Annotated in this window: 10 protein-coding genes; 5 read left to right on the forward strand and 5 right to left on the reverse strand. The window is 39.2% G+C overall.

All coding sequences use genetic code 11. The features are described from left to right. Positions 1–214 precede the first annotated feature (214 nt). From HWQ39_RS11285 to HWQ39_RS11300, 4 genes are all read left to right on the forward strand, one after another. Positions 215–3,004 (forward strand): DUF3131 domain-containing protein, encoded by a 2,790-nt coding sequence (locus HWQ39_RS11285; RefSeq protein ID WP_366932257.1) that lies wholly within the window; start codon positions 215–217, stop codon positions 3,002–3,004. Positions 3,005–3,414: 410 nt separating this feature from the next. Next, positions 3,415–5,421, forward strand: a complete 2,007-nt coding sequence (locus tag HWQ39_RS11290; RefSeq protein ID WP_292844229.1) for a glycosyltransferase — start codon at positions 3,415–3,417, stop codon at positions 5,419–5,421. A gap of 46 nt (positions 5,422–5,467) precedes the next feature. Further along, positions 5,468–6,181: a PIG-L deacetylase family protein gene (locus tag HWQ39_RS11295; protein ID WP_292844231.1), complete on the forward strand. Its 714-nt coding sequence runs from the start codon at positions 5,468–5,470 to the stop codon at positions 6,179–6,181. Between the two features lie 107 nt (positions 6,182–6,288). Continuing rightward, positions 6,289–6,615 (forward strand): STAS domain-containing protein, encoded by a 327-nt coding sequence (locus HWQ39_RS11300; RefSeq protein ID WP_292844233.1) that lies wholly within the window; start codon positions 6,289–6,291, stop codon positions 6,613–6,615. Between the two features lie 125 nt (positions 6,616–6,740). Here the strand turns inward: HWQ39_RS11300 and HWQ39_RS11305 are convergent, their stop codons facing one another. Then, the gene (locus HWQ39_RS11305; RefSeq protein ID WP_292844235.1) at positions 6,741–7,931 is read right to left on the reverse strand and encodes a SpoIIE family protein phosphatase; all 1,191 of its coding nucleotides are present in this window, start codon (positions 7,929–7,931) and stop codon (positions 6,741–6,743) included. 150 nt (positions 7,932–8,081) lie between these two features. Here HWQ39_RS11305 and HWQ39_RS11310 point away from each other — a divergent pair, with 150 nt between their 5' ends. Further along, positions 8,082–8,498 carry an anti-sigma regulatory factor gene (locus HWQ39_RS11310; RefSeq protein WP_292844237.1) on the forward strand — a complete coding sequence of 139 codons (417 nt, stop codon included), beginning with the start codon at positions 8,082–8,084 and terminating at the stop codon, positions 8,496–8,498. 8 nt (positions 8,499–8,506) lie between these two features. On the opposite strand, the gene HWQ39_RS11315 is transcribed toward HWQ39_RS11310, so the two are convergent. The 4 genes from HWQ39_RS11315 to HWQ39_RS11330 all read right to left on the reverse strand — a co-directional run bounded on the left by HWQ39_RS11315 (position 8,507) and on the right by HWQ39_RS11330 (position 14,500). Further along, the gene (locus HWQ39_RS11315; protein WP_292844239.1) at positions 8,507–10,882 is read right to left on the reverse strand and encodes an ATP-binding protein; all 2,376 of its coding nucleotides are present in this window, start codon (positions 10,880–10,882) and stop codon (positions 8,507–8,509) included. An 85-nt stretch (positions 10,883–10,967) separates the two neighbouring features. After that, positions 10,968–11,492, reverse strand: a complete 525-nt coding sequence (locus tag HWQ39_RS11320) for a Rab family GTPase (RefSeq protein ID WP_292844241.1) — start codon at positions 11,490–11,492, stop codon at positions 10,968–10,970. A gap of 50 nt (positions 11,493–11,542) precedes the next feature. After that, positions 11,543–13,729, reverse strand: a complete 2,187-nt coding sequence (locus HWQ39_RS11325) for an OmpA family protein (protein ID WP_292844243.1) — start codon at positions 13,727–13,729, stop codon at positions 11,543–11,545. Between the two features lie 114 nt (positions 13,730–13,843). Next, a complete protein-coding gene (locus tag HWQ39_RS11330; RefSeq protein ID WP_292844245.1) occupies positions 13,844–14,500 on the reverse strand; it encodes a hypothetical protein in 657 nt (218 codons plus the stop codon). Between the last annotated feature and the right edge of the window lie 272 nt (positions 14,501–14,772).

Here is a 14,772-nt window from a genome sequence, read left to right on the forward strand (position 1 = left end):
CTGAAATATCTGTAAATGCTAATGGTGTAATCGTTCCTTGCGTAAGAGTATATTCTTCAACATACTTACCATTTTGAGGGTTTCTGAACACAATCATCTGTTTAGCAGATAAACAACTCAATATTCCTACGTACAAGCACCACTAATAAAACCTCAATTTATGAATTATAACTGTACAGACGGGCTATGACGCTCCTAACTCTTTCTTTACATTATGATATATAAACCCCCTCAACAAAAGCTGTTGAGATGGATTGCATTGTTCCTAATTGGAACATTTCTGCAATTTTTGTTTTACATCCCGACGCCAGTCTTATCCCAAAATTCCAATAGCTGTAGCAATATTACAGCCCCGCTCACACCTGAAGAACAAACTTATGCTCGTGCGGCTTGGCAGTATTTTGTCAAAAATTATCAGCCAGCAACGGGATTTACGAATTCTACTGGGGGTTATCCTTCAGGTACACTCTGGGATATGGGTAACTACCTGATGGCATTGAATGCTGCACGGTGGTTAAATCTGACTGACCAAGCAGACTTTGATTCCCGCCTCAATAAGTTTTTGACGACTCTCAACACCCTGAAGTTATTTGAAGATGCGCTGCCAAATAAAGTTTATAACGCGGCCACTGCACAGATGGTTGATTATGGTAACAATCCACTAGATCGGGGTATTGGTTGGTCGGCTTTGGATGTTGGGCGAATTCTGGCGGCGTTTGATGTCATCCGTACCTGTCATCCGCAATATAATGAGTGGCTCAAAGGGATTGTAGCAAAGTGGCAGGTGGCGCGATCGCTCAAAGATGAACAACTTTATGGCGCTACTGTTCTCCCAGACAACAAAACGTTACTGGTGCAAGAAGGACGACTCGGCTATGAAGAATACGGCGCTAGAGGTTATCAACTTTGGGGTTTCTCTGCATCCAAGGCTATTGCTTTAGAACCGTTTAAGTTAGTCGAAATTAATGGTGTCCAAATTCCTGTTGATAGCCGTGACTTTCAAAGCACCAATGCTAATAATTATGTTGTGAGTGAGTCTTATATCCTGGATGGGATTGAATTTGGCTTGCAAGGTGAGTTAGCTGATTTTGCTGCTAGGGTTTTAGATGTGCAAAAACGGCGTTTTGATACCACAGGTCAGTTAACTGCCGTCACAGAAGATAATATCGACCAAGCACCTTATTTTCTCTACAACACCGTCTACGCCAACGGTGTCAACTGGGCAACTATTACGGATGCCAATCAACCTTATCCACAGTTTCGCAGCATCAGTACAAAAGCTGCTTTTGGCTGGCATTATCTATTTCCAGATAATGCTTATGCCCAAAAAGTTTTTGATGTAGTCAAGGATCTTCGCAGTCCTGATGATGCTGGTTACTATGCTGGTATTTATGAAGAATCAAAACAACCCAATAAAGCTTTAACAGGTAATACTAATGGGTTAATTTTGGAGATTTTATACTACAAAGCTAGGGGAAATCACCCTTTAATTGCTTCTGGCTCTGCAAGTGTTTCTAATGGTAAGCCTAGCGAAAATGCTTCTCCAGTAACACCTGCAAATCAAGCGAATTCTACTGTTAAGACTCCGATCGCAACTCCTACGGACAATTCTAAACCGACAGAAGTCGCTGTTGCACCGATTCCAGCAGTGGGTAGTCCATCATCTAACCTGAAGCTAGATCGACCACTGACGGTTATTGAACGGCGTTATGCAGAGGCGGCTTGGCGATACTTTCAAGCCAATTATCATTCTAAAAATGGGCTGATAGACGATCGCAGTGATTTCAAAGGCGCGACTCTCTGGGGATTGGGAAATTATCTCGCAGCCCTCCATGCAGCGCGATCGCTCGATATAATTACCCCCAAGGAATTTGACGGGCGCACTCGCCATCTGTTGGCAGCCTTGATAAAGTTACCGTTATTTGCTGGTGAATTGCCAAGTCGAAGTTACGATACGCGATCGCTGCAACCAGTAGATTATGGTGGAAATCCAATTCCAGAAGGAAACGGCTGGTCAGCTTTAGATTTAGGTAGAATGCTGGCAGCGCTTTACAACTTAAAAACCTGTCATCCAGAATACACGGCTGCGGTAGATAAAATAGTGTTGGATTGGTCATACTTACGTGTAGTGCGCGAAGGTATTCTTTCCAGCGCCACTGTCACCAAAGGGCAAGATGGGCGATATCTAACGCGCGTTAACCCAGAAATCCGCTTGGGTTATGAAGAATATGCCGCTCGTGCTTTTCAATTATGGGGGTTTAATCTTGAGCGTTCTGCTGTTGGGGGTGAATATCAAACTGCCTCAGTGGAAGGGGTGAAAGTCCCAATTCAACGCCATCGTACAGATACTAATTCCAAAAACCAATATACAGTTAGCAATCCTTTTGTACTCTATGCACTGGAGTTTGGACTAGATCCACAAATGCGATCGCTCTTTGAGCCAATTTTCCAGGCGCAAGCCGAACGTTACCGTCGCACCAACACCCTCACAGCCTCAGCCACCACCTTGATTGACCGTAAACCTTACACTGTCCACAGTACAATTACTGGACAAGGTGAGCCTTGGGCAGCTTTAGGAGATGATGGTAAACCAGTACCAAAGGGGCGATTGGTCAGTACAGCAGTCGCTTTTGCTTATAATGTCCTGCTTCCAGAAAACAAGTATAGTCAACAGTTACTCCAAGGAACGACTGACTTATATAATCCATCGGCTGGATTTTATGAGGGCTTCTACGAAACCACCGGCAAAACAGCAATTGGTTTCACTAGCGACACCAACAGTATAATTTTGCAATCCTTGTTATACAGCGTGACAAATCGACAACCCTTAATTCGGCCGACTACCATCACGAACTCTCTTTGGTGGCAAGCTGTCACCGAGGGAAATTCTGGGCGGGGTCTACCTAGTACTGCCACACCACAAACCAAGTTAATTTCTGATAGTTCTGGAAGTTACTGGGTTTCAGATGGTAAAAATACCCATTTAGTAACTTGCACAAAATAACAGAATTCTTGTAGAGACGTAGCACTGCTACGTCTTTACATCCGATTTATCGAACAGAATTCAGGAGTCAGGAGCGGAGCCGGAGACGCTCCGCCTCCGGTCAGAATGGGCTAAACCTTAGCTATCCGCTAAAAGAATGAATTTTGTACCACTGGCGGATAGCGCAGCGTAAAGCCTTCTCTTTCAGAGACGCTAACGCGAACGGCATAGCAACTCTTAGAGAGGCTGCGCCAATGCTTAGAGCAAGTATTTTCGACTCGCGTCTTGATTCTGAATTCTGCATTCTTCTTCAAACCTCAATTCAGCAATGCCAATTTTGGGTTAATCGAGAATAAGTTGTTAGTTACAAATTTAACTAGGGAATACTTGTTTTGAGGGGAGATGCAGATACATTAACTATCGGTACTAAAATGACTTCAGTTTCCACTATTGATAATTCCGCAAACTTTTCCGGTAACAGCCGCTCGTTACTCAAAAAAAGAACGCTGTTATTTCGTTACCTGGCAGAAATCAATTTAATTTTTGGCATCTGGTATTTGCAATGGCGCATCACCCACTCCATCAATTTTGATGCCCTCTGGATTTCTATTCCTTTGCTGATAGCAGAGATTTATAGCTATTTCGGTGGCGTAATGTTTGTAATTGGCTTATGGCGACCTTTAGTCCGACAAATTAAGTCTCTCGACCAAATGACCCCACCTATACCCAGAGCCGACTGGCCAACAGTGGATGTGTTTGTAACCTGCTACAACGAGCCACCGGAAATTGTCGAAGAAACTGCTAAAGCCGCCCTAGCAATGGATTATCCGCCAATAAAGTTACGCGTTTATGTGCTGGATGATGGTAACTCGGCTGATATGCGAGCAATGACCGAAAGATTGTGTATTGAGGATTTGCAGTCTGCACAATTACAAAAAGAAGTAGTGCGAATTGATGCAGAACGCTCTTATCTATTCGAGCGTTTGAAGCAACTGGAAAATCTCACAACTAATGCTCAAGCTGCTGAACAATGGCTGCAAGCATCATCAAAATCAGTAGTTAACGATTCTGCTGCTGGATTTGTGCAAGGTCTGCGTCAGTTAGTTCTTTGGCTAGCTCCTGAACATCATACTATTAGCGATTCTCCTGCAAAGACGCTACGCGATCGCCTAATTAGCGAACGCAAAGCCTTACAAGAAGCTATTAGCAAGAAAGAAATAGAAATAGTTGAACTTGCTCGTTTTCGCTACATTGCTCGTCCCAAACCCGCTGGTGTACCCCATCATGCAAAAGCGGGTAATCTCAATTATGCGATTTTTTCGGGAGAAACTTCAGGACAGTTTCTTCTTACCCTAGATGCTGACCATATTCCCAAACCACAATTTCTCAAGCGAGTTCTGCCTTATTTCTACACTTATAATCTTTTCACAGGTAAATACGATCAGAATCAAATTGCTTTTGTTCAGACCCGCCAAGATTTTTACAATATTCCTCCAGGCGATCCTTTTGGACATCGAGCAAATTTATTTTATGGCCCACTTCAACAAGGTAAAGATGGCATGAATGCCGCTTTTTATACGGGCACAAATGCGATTTTGAGGCGAGAAGCACTGATAAGTGTGGGACTACAACATTTTGCTGATGAGTTTGCCAAAGATGAAAAACGTCTGAATGAATTTCAATTAATTGGTGGCGTATCCAGCAACAGTATTACAGAAGATATGAATACAGCGATGCGTCTGCATGGTGCTGGATGGAAATCTATTTATCACAATGAACTTCTAGCAGAAGGTTTAGCACCAGATGACCTGAGTTCTACTCTGAAACAGCGACTACGTTGGGCACAAGGAACTATCCAAGTACTATTGAGAGAAAATCCGCTCACCAAATCAGGATTAAGTTTTTGGCAAAGGTTGCACTATTTTAAGACGATGTATAGCTATTTCTCTGGTTTTGCAACTTTGGTTTTTATTTCTTGTCCAATTATCTATTTTTTTACGGATATTATTCCAGTTAAAACTTATGGCCCTGACTTTGCCTTACACTTTTTTCCCGCTTTTGTTATCAACCGTCTGACTTTTATATCAGCCACTTGGGGCATTCCAGCTAGAGAAGTTTGGCGCTCTGAACAATATGCGATCGCTTTATTCCCCTTATTAATCCAAGCTGTATGGAGTGTATTTACAGGACAAAAACTCAATTTTCAAGTCACACCTAAGCAACGGCAATCTGGCATTTATCTCCGGCTGGTTTGGCCACAATTAGTTATCTTTCTCCTGACCATTCTAGGAATATTATGGAGTCTTTATCAGTTTGCAATTGGTCATCTGAATTATCCTGGCGTTCACTTACTCAATGGTGCATGGGCCATCTATAATTTATTGCTTTTGTCGGCTATCATCCGCGCCTCTGTTTGGCAGCCTCCAAAAGAGGCCTAATTAAGAGTGCTGAGTTACTTGCAAATTCAATCTAGAAAAAACAGTTATGAACACTTATTCAGACTTACACAACTCTAGTCAGCGAAATGTCTTAACAATTTATGCTCATGCTGATGATGAAGTTCTACCTGCTGCTGGTACTCTCAGTTTGATGTCTAAAGCAGGGTGGAATGTTCGTTGCTTAATTTTGACTGATGGCGGTCTTTCTAGTTCGCCTATTAAAGGTACGCGTCATCAAGAAGCAGATGCAGCAGGTAAAATCATCGGTGCAACTTACGAGTTTCATGCACTTGAAGAGTGCAACTTCTCAACCCAAGCAGTAATAAAAGTGACTGAAGAAGTTTTGGGACGTTGGCAACCCGATCTGATTATTACCCACGCACCACAACCAGAAAAATATGGACATAGAGATCATGAAGTGTGTGCGATCGCAGTTTCTAATGTTGCTACTCGCAAAAACATACCTCTATGGTATTCAGCACCGCCTGTTTTTTTGCGTGGTTTTGAACCCAACTTTTTTGTAGATATCACCTCTGTAATTGAAGAAAAAGTTGCCGCTATTGGTTGTTATGAATCAGAGTTAAATAAAGCATTTATGCAGCTTGATGCCATCCTGGTTTTATCTCGCTTTTGGGCACGAGAGTTAGGTCAAAAAGATGGCTATTTTGAAGCTTTTGAAATTTCTCGACAATGGGTTGATGCTAACTTTTTTACTGCCATAGCAAATAATAGTCATCAGCAAGTAGTAAAACAGAGCTAAATACATACGAGACACAAAAGCATTGCTCTATCTATTGCAGTTTGCCTGATATCAATGCCAAAATATAAATACATAGTTTCCAAACCAAAAAACAGGAAAGCAAAACCATGAATTTGAGTGTAAAAATACTAGAATTGTCGGGAATCTTAGATGGTATTAGAGGTAATGAATTACGTCGTGAAGTTAGCAATATTCTGGAAAATGGAGCCGATGTTTTGTTGATTGATATGAAAGAAGTAAAGTTTATTGATAGCTCTGGTTTAGGTGCTTTGGTATCAGCAATGCAAATGGTACGAGCTGCTAATGGCAAACTGTTTGTTTGTTCAATCAGCGATCAAGTCAGAATGTTGTTTGAATTGACTAAAATGGATAGGATTTTTCAAACATTTGCCGATCAAGATGACTTCAATCGCAAAGTATTGGCAACACAGTAAGCTGATAGACAATACCAAATTTCAAGCTGTATACAACATAATTTAGGTAAATGAGGTACAAAATTTAATAAAAAAGTCATATTCCAAGAGACTTTCAACCCTGTTCCCTGCTTTATTTGACTATACTAACCAAAGTTAACTTTTACTAAAGATAAATCATCATCAAGATTATCTTGAGCATTTAAGGTGAGAATGTTCGCTAATAGTTGATTAAGATTACAAGTATCTTTTTGACTATATTTGGTTAGTAAGTCAATGAAAGCATCAATACCCCAAATTTTACCATCTGACTGATTAATTTCATAAGCACCATCACTAAAAATGTATAAAGTGCTGTTTGCTTCAACCTCAAAAGCAGCATCTTCAAATTGGACATCAGGTAAAAAGCCAATTGGTAAATCTAAAGAACTTAGCTGTTTAACTTCAATGCTGTTCGTAGAGGTATTAGATAATAATAAAGCTGCTGGATGTCCAGCGTTGGCATAAATGAGTTGACGTTTTAGGCGGTGATAAACTCCATACCAAATTGTGAAGTATTTATCACCGTGCTTCCTCATTTGGAAGGCGTGATTGAGCGCTTTCAACACTTTACTTGGTTGACAAAAGTTAGTGTTTGGTAGAGATTGCGATCGCAAAACATTCAGAACTGATACAGATAGGAGGGCTGAACCCACCCCATGACCTGATACATCTAACAAATAAATTGCCAAATGATCGTCGTCAATCCAATGATGGTCGAAGCAATCACCTCCTAGCTGTGCTGAGGGAATAAATAAATTTTCTGTAGTTACCGAGCCTACTAGGGGTGAGGGTAAAAGCGATCGCACATAGTCAGCAGCCTCAGACAATTCTGCTTCCAAAATTTGCTTTTGAGTTTGCAAATCCTGATTTAATGTCTCCAAAACTTGCTTTTGACTTTGTAAATCCTGATTTAGCTGGTGTAACCTTAATCCTGCTCTTACCCGTGCTTTCAATTCATTCATCTCTATTGGTTTAGAGATAAATTCATCTGCTCCAGCGTCAAGCCCCCTAACTCTATCTTCCTCCTCTCCTCGAGCTGCTCCTCTAGCCGTCAATAGAATAAAAAAAGTAGTTGCCAACTCTGGATCTGTTCTAATTCGACGACACACTTCTAGCCCATCTACCTGAGACATCATCCAATCACAGATAATTAAAGCAGGATGTAGCCTTTGTGCTTGTATAATTCCTTCTTCGCCATTGCTGGCTACAGTAGTATCATAACCCTGCCTTTGGAGTGTGCTTTTCAGTACTGCTCGCACTGTCGGGTCATCATCAATAACTAGAATTTTAAACATAGATTACACTTTAGGAAGTAAACTTATCAGTAATATCGTTGCTTTTATTCAAGTTATATGAAATTTAGATTTTAATGTATAGTAAAATTACTCAAATTAAAAAATTAATTAACGAATATGATGATTTTAAAATATTTTATTAGTTAACAAGTGAATAAGAAAATTTATCTCCAAGTCAACACAGACCTTAAAGCTTCACCTCAAGTTTTATCTTGGTTTGAGCAGATTAATGAACCACCTATTCTTGATAAACAAATTTGGTGGCAATGTCAAACACTGATGATAGAAGGCTTTACTAACATTGTTGAACATGCCCACAAAAATTTACCTATTGAAACTCCCGTTGAGATAGAAGCTGTGCGGTTAGATGAATACATAGAAATTCGTATCTGGTCTCAAGGCGAACCCTTCGACTTAGAACAGCAATTGCGTCAAACATCTGAATTTGAAGAGAATGAGCAGGAGCGTGGGCGGGGTTTAAAAATCATGTCCGTTATTGCCGACAAGTTGAGTTATGAGCCGACAGTAGATAATCGTTACTGTTTATTTATTAGTAAATGTTATTAAAGAATAATTCAGGAGTCAGAATCAAAATTTTTACTCCTGACTTCTGAATTCTTTGTTGTTAAAAATTCTTGGATACGTTTAAGAAACTCTTCTAACTCTACGATTAAGTCAGTTGTAGCTCGACGCTCTTGGTCGTCGTAAGCTATTTGTTCTATTTTTTCTGCTGCTAGACGCATGGTTGTAACTCCTATATTGGCACTGGAACCTTTAATTTGATGAGTTTGGAGCGCTATTTGCTCAAAGTCATGAGTTGCGATCGCTATTTTTATTACCTCTAGACGGGGTTGAATATCTTCAACAAATATTTGCAGTAGTTCTAATTCAAATTCTGGGTTATTTTCTGAAAGTTGATGCAAGCGTTTCCAATCAATTGGGAGGTCAACTAAATCTACATTTGTTGTGGAAACTGTCTGCTCTGTGGCATCTATTTCTTTTACTCTGAATATTACATTTTTCCAATGCTCAAGCATCGCCGCCAAATCTTCTTTCATCACCGGCTTGCTCAAATAGTCATCCATGCCGGCATCTAGACACATTTGTTGGTCTTGTTTCATGGCATTAGCTGTCATCGCAATTACTACCGGACGACGACCACTAGCAAAGCTGCTTTCTTGCCAACGATGAATTTGTTTTGTGGTTTCCAAACCATCGAGAATCGGCATTTGGCAATCCATTAGAATCAAATCGTAAGGAACTTTTTCTAATAGCTGCAACGCTTCTTTGCCATTATTAGCGACATCAGCACTGTAGCCGAGGTTTTTGAGTTGCTTCAAGGCTATTTTCTGATTTACCAAATTATCTTCAGTTAAAAGAATTCTTAATTTATAGACTTCAGGAGACGGGGAAGAAGCGGGGACGTTGAATAACTCCTGGCTCTTGAAGGCCAGTTGCTTCACTTGGGGAGACTCGATCGCACAGAAGGCTGCATTGGCTGTTACTGACTCCTCTGGAACAATAGAAGCGGCAATCGTAAAGTAAAATGTGCTACCTACACCAAGCTCACTTTCAACCCAAATTCTGCCGCCCATTAACTCGCACAGTTGCTTGCAAATGGCAAGACCTAACCCAGTACCGCCATACTGTCGATTAATTGAGGAGTTAACTTGACTGAAGGCTTTAAATAAACGCTCCACGCGATCGCGTGGAATTCCAATGCCTGTATCTTTAACACTAAACTGAATTTCGTCAGTATTTGCAGCAGAATGATTAATATTACTATTCTTGCGGATTATAACTGAAATTTCTATGCTTCCAGTTTCGGTAAATTTAATCGCATTACTGATTAAATTAATCAAGACTTGGCGCAGTCTGGTGATATCTCCCACAATCGTAGTAGGAAGCTCAGGAGTATCTAAAAATGTGAGTTTTAAACCTTTTTCTCTAGCTGTTGGCCCAAGCATATAAAGAGCCTCATGAATGCAGTTTCGCAAACCAAAAGGTTCTTCTTCTAGTTCCAAATGGCCTGATTGGATTTTAGAGAAATCAAGGAAATCGTTAATAATTTTGAGTAAGGAATTTCCACTTGTGTAAATGGTTTCAACAAAATCTTTCTGTTCGGCAGTCAATTCAGTATATAGCAACAAACTAGCCATACCACTTACTGATGCGATCGGAGTCCGAACTTCATGGCTAATCATGGCTAAGAATTCCTGTTTAGCAAGTTCTGCCTGTTTTCGTTCAGTCATGTCTCGCAAAATATAAACATAACCTTGAAAATGTTCAATTTCTGTCTTCACTATTGAGGATGAGAAAGCTACAGGAATTGTTGTACCATTTTTGGTATAGCAAACGGTTTCTACCTCTTTTACTAAAGTATTTATATCTTGACCATGAGATATATCAATACATTCTATATCTGCAACTACCAGTGGATGGTTATTGACTTCTCTAATAACTTTTGTGATGGATTGTCCAATTAATTCTACCTCGTTGTATTGCAATAAAATTTGTGCAGCATAATTTATTTTTTTTATCTCGCCTGATAGTGTGGTCACTAACAACGCGTCTGCCATTGATGTCACAATTTGGTCAATATATTGTTTAGAAGCCTTTAAGTTACGTAGCAAAAGATTTGCTTCGTTTGCACCTTGAAACAAAGATTGCTCAAGAACCATGCGTTCGGTTGCATCTTCGACAACAATGATAATTTGATTCCTAGAATGGTCTTCTTGGAGATTATTAGTAATCCGAATATCAATATACAAGGGAGAAGCTGAATCTTGCGATCGCCTAATTCCCTTTAATTCAAAATCATCTTGCTCTCCCCGTCGAATTGCATCGAAAATATCTTCAAGTCCCTCTAATTCGGGAACCACAATCCTAACATCCTGACCAAATTTCGCTTCATTAGGAATATCAGCAAAATGATTTACTCCCAAAGACATCTCTAGAATCTTCAAGTTTTCATCAATTATTAAATATTCAATCCCACATATAGATAATAGCTTTCTCAACAATGAGTTCATCTTACTAAATTAGCCGATTGGCTAAAGATTGAAATATTTTATCAACATTATTGCCAGTTTTAGCTGAAGTTATGTGTGTGTCTAATATATTAGCTTGATCGGTGAATTGATACATTTGCCGAATTTTCTCTAAATATTCGGCTGCAATCATATCTGATTTATTCAGCGCAACAACAATATAACTTTTGGGATTAACAGCTAAAAAAGTTTGAATATGCTCCTGGATATGATTGAGTGTTTCTGGTTGTGTCACATCACCAACTATTACAGCACCTTTAGAACCTTGAAAATAATTTTTAGCAACTTCCTTAAATTTATTGCTGCCTTCAATATCCCAAATTATCAACTGTAAGTTTTGTGTACTAAGTAGATTTTCTTCAGAGATACTAACCAATTTACGAGATATTTTTACTCCTACAGTTGAAAGGTATTCGTCACTAAATTGAGACTCTACAAATTGGCGAATTAGACTAGTTTTACCAACACCAAAATCACCAAATAAGCATATTTTTTTAGATATTGTAGACATAGTTTGGGAAAAGTAGAGAATATTTTATCCAAATCATAACTAATATAAATTTAAAATTGCTTGTTTATCGGTTCTAGAACGACACAGCGACTTAACCACAAGGGATGAGTTACATCAATTTGTGGTGGTAAATTTGTCCTACCAATGACTTGTAAACGAGATGGCTCGATACCTAATTTAATTAGTGCTTGTTGTACAGCTTTTGCTCGCGCCAGCGCCAATTTTTGAGATTTGTTCACGCTAGTATGGTCATAACTATAACCTATGATTTTTAAATGTTTATTTGGATGCTGATTTAGGAAAAACTTGACCTGTTGAACCTTATGCTGTGTATCCGTTTTCATTAAACTAGCTGAGTCGGGTTGAAAGTAAAATCGAATTTCAATCTGTGGGGGTTGCACTTGCACCGCGCTAGACACAGATTTTACGCCGGGAATTTGTGCAAATGCATTAGCAATAATCTGAGCATCTGCAATTCGGTTGACAGTTCCTTCAACAGCTACTTTACCAGCGATGTATTGAGCAGAAATAGCTATATCGTCAGTCTGATTTAAAACTGCTGTGACTCTTTTAACTTCAGCAGCCGCTAATACGGGGTCTGCTGGTACTTCTACTAATGAAATTTGATTGTCAATCAACCAATTTGGAGAGGTTATTTTGACAATTTGCTCGGCTTTCTGGCGAAGAAGTTGATTAGGTAATCGTCCTGTTAATTTTAATTTATTGTGTTCTACTTGTACATTAAGCCGATATACCGCTAGTTCTGGAACAGAAGTTAGAGCCAACGTAGTTTGATTTTCAACGGAATGTATAACTCCGCTACGATATTGCCAAATACCCCAAGGAATGAAAACACTGCCGATAACTGTTAAGACTAATATCTGTAACGGTGAAATTTTTAGTTTCTTCTTATCATGAGTACCTGTATTTTTCAGTTCTTCTAGAAGTGCATGAACTTCAATCGGAATTAAATCTGAATCACCGTCAAATTTTTCGATTAAATCACCATGCTTTTTAACAATTGTGCTGAAGACTTGCCGCATTTTTCCAATAAAATTTTTGCTTGCTTCTCCTTGTAGAACGATGGCTAAATAACAGTATCCTGCAACTTCTAAAATTATTTTGGATGTCCCATATTCAATTGCATCTAATTCTGTGATGCTTCCAGATTGATTGATGCAATCATTGGCAAAGCTGCGGATTGCTGTCAGCATTCCTGCTACCATTTCAGCCTCTAGTTGCTTTACATCGGAGTGCTGAATATCTGAGATAATTAAACCAGATGCTTTATGAATTAAGAAAATGGCTTGAATTTTAAATGGTAGAGCTTCTTTAAGAATTAATTCTGCTTCCGAAACTCCCTGTAACTTGGCGCGAATTTTACGTTTGATGCCTTCAATGCTGAGGGTTTCTTCAACTTGTCGGTTAATGGCACGGATTGTTTCTGCCATATATTTGGCGATGGTACTACCAATAATTGGGTAGAGTGCATCTACCACAATATTCTGTTCAATTTCAATTTGCTTTTTTATCGCTCGTCCCATTGCTGGAGCGATCGCATCTGAAACTTCTTCTGGAGCTATAATAATCTGCTGGGAAATAGCGAGAGGAATTACAGGTGCGATCGCACTACTCATGCTCATTTTATCCTGTTCAGTACGACTGCGGATAGCCTGATCGATAATTGGAGCAATTATCTGGACAATTTCTTCTCGCGACTCTGTAATTGTCAGCCTTAAAAGCTCAGAAATCCAGGGTAGTAGTAAATTTACTAGCTCTTTAGGGTCATAAATTTGATTCTCTATTTTTGTTAACTTTTGCTCAAGTTTAGCTGTAATATTGTCTATTTTTGCTAATTCATATCCGACCAATATCTCCCGTAATTTTTGCAATGCATCCTCTGAATTGTCTAATTTTTCCTCAAATTCTGCAAATATTTCAATAGATTCTTCTTGAGTAGTTTGTGAGTAATTCGATATGTCTTGAGGAAAATTAAAATCAAACTCTAAATAAGCTTCACATACTTCTAATGTCACTGGAGGAAGTTGCAGTGATTCAATTTCTTCTGGAATATACTCATGCTTACGATTAGTTTCCGATGGGAATAAAAAAAAAGATTGCTCAGGTGATTCAATAATTTTAAGTTCGATTAGCAAATGCAGCAAATTACCAAGCTGCACAGCATTTTCTCGCTTTAACTCAACAGATTGAGAAATCGAATTTTCCACCTGAGTCATCCTTTTAAGAGTGCTGAATATTGAGTGCTGAGTTAAGAGTTAGGAGTCATTATTTACCCCTGCTATCTCATCTTCCTTATCTCTATCATTTCTCTTTACCTTCTGGCTTAATAATTACGAATGTAATTCTGCCGTACTGTTAGAGTGAGTTAACACTTTTGACAACTTTGTAGTTTCTAGAAGTGGTACAGCAGTATATTCATCGTTGTGCTCATCGGCTGCTTCTCGCAATTTGGGAATAAATTCCGTTTCTTTCAGACGCATTCCCAAGGCAAACAAAGTTTCAGCCATATCGTCTTTAGAAACTTTAGTGTCTGTCAACTGCGAAAAGCGTCGCTCTATTTCTTCTAAAATTAAATCCCGTAATGCCGTGACATCATCTTGTAAGTGGACTTTAGTTTGAAAGATTTCATCTCGAATGGATGTAGTTTGGCTATCTAAGGTTTCATCAAGTGACTGAACGCTGCTAGAGAACTTTTTATTAAGTCTATCAACCTGTTGCCGTAAGTCAAGAGTTTCTTCTTGAGTTGCTAGGTTGAGTGATTTCAGCTTTTTATCTAGCGACTCAAACCCCGTTTTTAGTTCAGCCGAAAAGTTGGACTTGAGTTGATCGATATGCGATCGCATCTGTTGTTGTAGGAGAGATATATCTGACTCCAGCTTGCTAAACCGATTTTCGTAATCTCTTAGCTGTGTTCCAAGAATAATATCGCGGATCTGATCGATATTGCCAAGCCTTTCTCGTACATCGTCTCTACTCATCTGACTCATTAGGAAAACCTCGCTTTTCGGGAATCAATTGGGAATAGAAGGTGATGCATTTAACTGACATTTAGGCTAAAAATTCTTAGCTTATGATGTAGCTAACTCATCGAACATACTTTTAGTACATTAAAGTTATTATTCCCAATTGTTCACAAGTTATATCTAAATCCGGTTTAGTTAAGGGCTACTGGCAGCAATTTTGGGTTATTGAGGGTTTAGAGACGTGATAAATCGCCGTCTCTACAAGTGTTTTGGGCTTAAGTAGTCGGACAAAAATA

The sequence above is a fragment of the Nostoc sp. NMS8 genome (assembly GCF_017115045.1).
In the GTDB taxonomy this organism is placed as follows: Bacteria; Cyanobacteriota; Cyanobacteriia; order Cyanobacteriales; family Nostocaceae; genus Nostoc.

Excerpts from the sequence above, each read along its gene's own strand:
- HWQ39_RS11285 (WP_366932257.1), top strand. The coding sequence starts at position 215 with ATGATATATAAACCCCCTCAACAAAAGCTGTTGAGATGGATTGCATTG.
- HWQ39_RS11290 (WP_292844229.1), top strand. The coding sequence starts at position 3,415 with ATGACTTCAGTTTCCACTATTGATAATTCCGCAAACTTTTCCGGTAAC.
- HWQ39_RS11295 (WP_292844231.1), top strand. The coding sequence starts at position 5,468 with ATGAACACTTATTCAGACTTACACAACTCTAGTCAGCGAAATGTCTTA.
- HWQ39_RS11300 (WP_292844233.1), top strand. The coding sequence starts at position 6,289 with ATGAATTTGAGTGTAAAAATACTAGAATTGTCGGGAATCTTAGATGGT.
- HWQ39_RS11305 (WP_292844235.1), bottom strand. The coding sequence starts at position 7,931 with ATGTTTAAAATTCTAGTTATTGATGATGACCCGACAGTGCGAGCAGTA.
- HWQ39_RS11315 (WP_292844239.1), bottom strand. The coding sequence starts at position 10,882 with ATGTCTTTGGGAGTAAATCATTTTGCTGATATTCCTAATGAAGCGAAA.
- HWQ39_RS11320 (WP_292844241.1), bottom strand. The coding sequence starts at position 11,492 with ATGTCTACAATATCTAAAAAAATATGCTTATTTGGTGATTTTGGTGTT.
- HWQ39_RS11325 (WP_292844243.1), bottom strand. The coding sequence starts at position 13,729 with ATGACTCAGGTGGAAAATTCGATTTCTCAATCTGTTGAGTTAAAGCGA.
- HWQ39_RS11330 (WP_292844245.1), bottom strand. The coding sequence starts at position 14,500 with ATGAGTCAGATGAGTAGAGACGATGTACGAGAAAGGCTTGGCAATATC.